Here is a 6,582-nt window from a genome sequence, read left to right on the forward strand (position 1 = left end):
AAAGGGAAAAGCGGGTCGGGGCGGCCGGGAAGGGGCCGCCGAAGAAGGCCTTACAGATCGTGGCAATGCCAGCCGGGCTGGATGCGACGCTCGATGAAGTCGCCGCGCCACAGGCTCCACTGGCGGTTGCCGGTGTAGGCGGCGATGTTGCGGTTGCCGAATTGCGAGCTGTAGTTGCCGGTCCAGTAGCCGCTGGCGGTGAGGTCATTGCAGCCGTAAGCGCCGCCGCCCTGGTAGTGGGCGGTGCAGTAGCGCGCGGTCAGCGTCAGCCGCTCGCAGTTGTAGGCCGCGCCGCCGTACAGCGCTTGGCAGCCATGCGCGCGGGCGCGGCTATCCGGGCACAGCGCCACCGCGCCGCCCACGTCGGCGTAGCAGCGGCTGGCGACGATGTCGCTGTCCACCAGGCCGTAGGCGGCGCCGCCGTAGCTGAGGCGCTGGCGCGGCGCATCGCTGCTGGCGAAGCAGGCGTGGACGTTGTCGGCCAGCACGCGGCGGCTGTCTTGGCCGAACAGCGCGCCGCCGTTGCCGCGCGCCACGTGGCCGATCAGGCGGGCGCGGATCTGGATGTCGCGGGCGTGGTTGAGCGAGACCGCGCCGCCGTGGCCGTTGAAGGGCAGGCCGCCGCCGTCGAAGGTGAAGCCCTGCAGCAGGATCTGGCTGACCGGGCGGCGCGGGCCGCCCTCGATCAGGAAGCGGCAGCCAGCGTCGGCCTTGACCACGCGCACCGCGTCCTCGTTGAAGCCGACGATGCTGACGCCGCTGCCCAGACGCACCGGATTGCGCAGCACATAGCTGGCGATGGCCTGCCACTCGTCGCCGCCGGCCTCGATGCGGCTGCCGTCCAGGCGGGTGTAGGGGTGGCTGTGGCCGCATTCGCGCGGCGGCAGCAGGATGATGGTGCTGTTGTCGGCGATGCGGACCTCGCCGCTGCCGTCGCCGAACACGCGGTCGAATTCTTCCTGGGTGCGGATGCTCCAGCTGCGGCCGCCGCGGCCGAACGGGGAGGCGTAGGTGTCGACATAGGCCTTGACCGCGCGCTGGGTGGCCAGCGTCTTGTCATTGGCGTCGTCTTCGCCCAGATAGGGGTCGGCGGAGATGGTGTGCACCATTTCGCCCTGGGCCAGCGCGAGGCCGCCCTTGAGGTCGGCCAGGCCGAAGGCGGTGACGCCGCCGGCCAGCTCGCTGCGGTCGGCTACTTTCAGCGACTTCTTCACTTCCAGCGCGCCCTGGATGCGGCCATCCTTGGCCACATCCAGCGCGTCGTTCAGCTGCGTCGCGCCGTCCACCGCCAGCGTGTCGCGCACGCGCAGGGTTTTCTTGATGTCGACATCGCCCTGCAGCGCGGCCGGGCCGGCTACGGTCAGGCTGCTTTTGAGGTCGGCTTCATGATGGAAGGTGGCCGGGCCGTGGGTGGTCTGGCCGTTGCCGAACAAAGCCGCGCCATCCACCGCCAGCTGGCCCTTGAGCGCGGTGTCGCCGGCCACAGCCAGGGTGTTTTCGACGCGGGCGTCAGCCAAGACGGCCTGGCCGTCCACGTCCAGATCCTGCGTCACTTTGTGATGGCCGTCGACAATGGCGTCGCCGGCGACGTCCAGCGCCGCGCGGGCGCTGTCGCGGCCGACGGCCAGCTGGCCCTGGGCGTTGACGGTAACGGCGGCTTGCAGCGCGCCGTCGTCTTGCTGCCGCATCAGGCGCAGCGCCTCGCGCTGCGGATGGGCCACCACGTGCAGCTGGGCGGCGGGGGCGGCGGTGTTGACGCCGACATTGCCGCTGGCGCTGACCAGCAGCGGGGTGCAATTTTGATGGGGGTCGATGATTTCCAACGGCGCTTTCTCCTGATTGCGCTGGCTGATCTTGAGGCCGCCGTCCAGCGAGGCGTCGCCGCCCACGGCCAGAGTGTCGTTGAGACGGGCCGGGCCGGCCACGTCGAGGAAGCCGCCCAGCGTGGCGTCGCCGGCGATTTGCGCGGTCTCGGCCACCTGCATGCCGCGGGCCAGATGCAGGCTGTCGAGCGACAGCCCGCCGCTGATCGCCGCGCCGCCGTTCAGACGGGCCGGGCCGGCCACGTCGAGGAAGCCGCCCAGGGTGGCATCGCCGGCGATCTGCGCGGTCTCGGCCACTTGCATGCCGCGGGCCAGATGCAGGCTGTCGAGCGACAGCCCGCCGCTGATCGCCGCGCCGCCATTCAGGCTGGCCGGGCCAGCCACATCGAGGAAGCCGCCTAAGGTCAGATCGCCGGCGATTTGCGCGCCGTCGCCCACTTGCATGCCTCCCGCAACATGCAGGTTGTCGCTCAAGGCGGCATTGCCGGACAGCGCCAACGCGCCGCCGATTTGCAGATTGCCGTACAGCGCGGTGTCGCCGGCGCCGTCCACCTTGAGCGCAGGCGTCGCCTGCGGCGCGCCGTCGTCGATATGCAGCATGCGCGCGACGATCAACGCATCCTGGCCATCCGGCGCGCTGGCCTGAATGCCGTTTTCAATGCGGATGCCGCCGTTGAGGCGGGCCGGGCCAGCCACATCGAGGAAGCCGCCCAAGGCGGCGTCGCCGCCGATCTGGACGGCGCCAGCCACGTGCAAGCTGTCGTTCAGCGCCGTGGGACCGGACACGGTCAGTCCGCGCTCCAGGCGCGCCTCGCCTTGCAGATGGCTGTCGCCCAGCACCTGTAGCGTGTCGCTGGCGAGGCCGCCTTTCACCGCGGCGCCGCCGTTGAAGCTGGCGAGGCCGCCGGCGCTCAGCGTCTGGCCGATGGCGGCGCCCTGCGCCACGCTCAGGCTCTGCGCCAGATTGGCCGGCCCCTGCAGCTGGCTGGCGCCGCCGACTAGCAGGCCGCCGTCGAACTTGGCGTCGCCTTCCAGTTTGGCGTCGCCGTGCAGGTGCAGGCTGTGGCCGGTGATCTTGTCGGCCACGCTCAGATTGGCCTTGAGATTGGCGTCGCCGCTCACGCCCAGCGTGTTGAGCTGGCTGTCCTGGCGCACCTCCAGGCCTTGCGGCGCCAGGATGTTGACTTTGCCGTGCTGGCTGTCGAATTCCGCCAGGCCGGCGGCGGTCAGGCCGCTCTGGAAGCTGGCGACGCCGCCCACGTCCAGGCCCTTGGCGATGGCGGCGGCTCCGCCGATCTGGGCGTCCTGGCACAGCTTCAGGCCTTGCGCCAGCGTTGCCTGTCCGCCCAGCGCCAGATCTTTCTGGATGCTGGCCGCGCCTTGGAAGGCGGCGAGGCCAGCCACATTCAGCGCGCCGCCCAGGCTAGCGTCGCCGGCGATCGCGGCGTTGGCGCCCACTTGCAGGCCATGCCGGGCGGACAGGCTGTCGACAGCCAGCCCGTTTTCGATGGCGAGGCCGCCATGGAAGCCGGCTGGGCCAGCCACGTCCAGCCCCCCTCCCAGCGTGGCGTCGCCGGCAATTTGAACGGCTTCGCCCACCTGCATGCCGCCGCTCAGGCGCAGCGTGTCGCCGACCAAGCCGTTTTGCGCGGAGAGGCCGCCTGCGAAACTGGCCGCACCGGCCACTTTCAAGGTGTCGCTCAAAGTGGCTGTTTTCTTCACGGCCAGCGCGCCGTTCAGAGTAGCGTCCCCGCCGACGCTCAATGCGCCGTCAAACTGGGCCGGCGCCTGCACATCCAGCGGCGCGGCGATTTGCAGCTGCTGGCTCAGCGGGTCGAAGCGCAGGCCGTCGTCCTTGCCGATCAGCGCGGCGTCGATCAATTGGGCGAAGTCGTTGCCAGTGGGAATCTGGTTGTCGGCGAATTTTTTCTTCAACTCGTCGCGCTTGAGATTTGATGTCATGGAAAATCCTTGTCAGTCATTCAGGGGAAGAGCCGGGGTGAAGGCCACTACGTAAGGCTTGCTGGAGTCGCCGATGCGGCCGCCGAAAGCGACCGCGCGCCGTTGCGGCACTTGCGGATAGCCGACAGTGAAGTTGGCGTTCAGCTGGCTGACCGCGACATGGCTTTGCCAGGCCGCCTTGTCGCCCAGCGGGAAAGCGGTTTGAGACAACGCTTGCCGCAAGGCCTCGGCGCAATCCGCCAGCCGCTGGCGGCGCGACCAGGCGCCCGGCGTAGCGGGGTCGACGCCCGATGACGGCGTGTCGGGCGACGGCGCGTCCGGCCCGCCCATCTCCCGCCATTTGGCGCGCCAATGGCGGTGCAGCGTTTCCATCCGGTTGAGATCGTCCGCGCCCAGCCAGCACACCCAGGGCGTCAAATGCAAGGGGGTTTCTTCGCTGATCGTCTGCTCGACCAGCCGGCGGAAACTTGGATCGCCCAGCCGGCTGCCATAGGCCGGCAAAATCCAGAACACGCTGCTGGCTTGGCTCGGCGTCGCGCCGCCCAGCAATGCGCCCTCGACCAGATACAAGCCCTCTCGATTGCCCAGCGACAAGGCCTCGTCATCCAAGGCCATGCCCAATCGAGCAGCCACGCGCAGCTCCAGCCCGCTGCGGCTATAGAGGGAGACAGTCAAGTCCGCACCCTGGCCGCGGCTGCCGGACAGGCGAACGAAATCCAGCAGAAAGCCCGCCAGGTCCAGTACTTGCTTCAGACGCGCCAGCTTTCCGGTCAGCGTGTCCGCGTCCAGCGCCGGCGCGCGGCGGCCGGTCAACAACTGCGCGCTGTAATGGCCGAACACGCCGCGGTACCGCAGCAGCGCCGCATCCGGCAAGGTCTCGCCGAATCGCGCCGCCAAGTGCCCCAGCCTGCGCAACGTGCGGTCCAGCCAACGATCGCTCAACACGCCTTCCAGCGCCGGCTCGCCGCCTGCTTGCCTATAGGCAGCCAGATCATCCGGCGACAGCAAGCGTTCGGCCAAGGGCAGCGGTTGCGCCGCTTGCCGCAGGGTGCTGGGGGGCAAGCGGCGCACCGTTTCCCAAAACTGGTCAACGTCGGCGTCGGACAGCGCCGCGCTGCCCTGCATGCGCGCAAACAAGCCAGCCAACCGGCCTATCCAGTCGCCCGCCGGCAATTCCAACAGGCGCCGAATATTCTCCAATTGCGCCGCCTGGTCGGATTGCAGCTGTTCCAGCAACAAGAGGTAGGCTTGCAGCTGTAAGGGCGGCGCCTGTTCTTCCGGCGGCGCCTCCGGGTTTAAACCGCTGGCGCTGATGCCGAACACCGGCGGCAGACTTTGCGAAAACGCGGGAAAGTCCGATAACCGGCGATAACGTCCGAACGGCGCCGGCAAGGCGGTCTGGCTGTCCGGCCCGGACGTCGATGGGGCTAGTAGAGCCTTGAGTTCGTCCAAATTGACGCGCAAGCGCTGCCCCTTGCGATGCAAAGGATCGTAGCTTTGCAATTTCAAACTGAACTGCCCGGCCCACCAGCTCAACAGCGTGTCGACATCCAGGCTGACGAAGGTGTTGTCCGGCACGGTCCACGCCCAATCGCCTTGATTGCGGTCGCCGTCGCTGGCATCCAGCAACAGGCTGTTCACCTTGGCGACGCCGGGAACCGCCAGCGCCAAATCGATCAGGCGGCTGGCCAAAACCTGCGTCGGCGGCGAGGCTTGCCGCTGCGGCACGCCTTGCCTCAGCAAGGGGCCGTCGAACACGGTATCACCGCTTTGCCCGGCGGCGAGGCAATCGGCCGCGCTCACATACACAGGCGGTGCGGTCAACGCCGTTATCCAGCTGCGCACCAGGGCCGCCAAGGTAGCCTCGACCGCGGCGCCCTCGGCCAGCTCCAGTTCGGGATACAGTTTGAGCTTGCTCGCTTCGAGCAGGTGGATGTCCTGCAACACCATGCCCAGAGGGCGCGAGCCATGAAAACGGCGCCAGGCGGCTTGCTTTGCCTCCATCGCTTCGGCCTGCGACAGCACCCGCGCCGGGATCAGCCACAGCGAGTAGCCGCCCGGCGCGGGCTGCAGGCGCGCGGCGTTGAGAAGCGGATGGTCAGCCAAGGCCTTTTGCAGGTCTTCCAAACTCACCGGGCCGCACGACAGCGCTTGATCGATGGCCGGCAATGGTCGCCAATCGGTCTCCACGCCTGCGGGCGCGAGCAAGTCGGCTATCTCATGATCCAATCGGTAGCCCAAGTCGGTCAGGCCGGACAAGGCGCTCTCCAGCAACGTGACGCCGGGCTCGGATGGGTTGACGTCAGTCCAGGCGTTGCCGGCTTGCGTCGTGATGAAAGCGATAGCCTCTTCGCTCAGCGCATTGAAGTCCTGATGCGGCGGCAAAATCAGGTTGGGATCGATGCCGGCCGCCATCATTGGCCTCTCAGCGTATCGAACAGCCGACGCAGCGCGGAAGGCGCTTTACCTTGGCTGACGGCCTCTTCCGTCTCGACAGGTTCTACTGGCGCCTCCGCCGGCGCGACAATCTCCTTCGGCGTCTCGATCTCGTCAGGCTGGAGCCCAGATTGCGCTACGTCGTTGGCTGACGCCGGGAACGGCTCCACCACAGGCGGCGGCGCGTCGCTCAACACGACCCCGGCGGCCGGGACAGCGGCCTGGTCGTCTGGTGTTTCCGCAGCGGCGACGGGCTCAGCCGGCGTCTCGATCGCGGCCGCTTCGACGATAGTTTCCGCTTCGTCATGGGCTGACGCCGGGGATGGCTCCGCCGTTGCAGGCTGCGCCTCGTTTAAAGCGG

Annotated in this window: 2 protein-coding genes and 1 pseudogene; all 3 read right to left on the reverse strand. The window is 68.4% G+C overall.

The features are described from left to right. Positions 1-50: 50 nt before the first annotated feature. The gene (locus QUG01_RS16820) at positions 51-3,785 is read right to left on the reverse strand and encodes an autotransporter outer membrane beta-barrel domain-containing protein (RefSeq protein ID WP_500831105.1); all 3,735 of its coding nucleotides are present in this window, start codon (positions 3,783-3,785) and stop codon (positions 51-53) included. Between the two features lie 12 nt (positions 3,786-3,797). After that, positions 3,798-6,203: a baseplate wedge protein gene (locus QUG01_RS16825; RefSeq protein ID WP_500831106.1), complete on the reverse strand. Its 2,406-nt coding sequence runs from the start codon at positions 6,201-6,203 to the stop codon at positions 3,798-3,800. Then, a pseudogene (locus tag QUG01_RS16830) lies at positions 6,200-6,582 on the reverse strand (hypothetical protein); the annotation flags it as partial. The gene QUG01_RS16825 and the pseudogene QUG01_RS16830, both read right to left, overlap by 4 nt.

Source organism: Chromobacterium sp. CCUG 76385 (genome assembly GCF_059916625.1).

Coding starts and splice junctions, on each gene's coding strand:
- QUG01_RS16820 (WP_500831105.1), bottom strand. CDS start 3,785: ATGACATCAAATCTCAAGCGCGACGAGTTGAAGAAAAAATTCGCCGAC.
- QUG01_RS16825 (WP_500831106.1), bottom strand. CDS start 6,203: ATGATGGCGGCCGGCATCGATCCCAACCTGATTTTGCCGCCGCATCAG.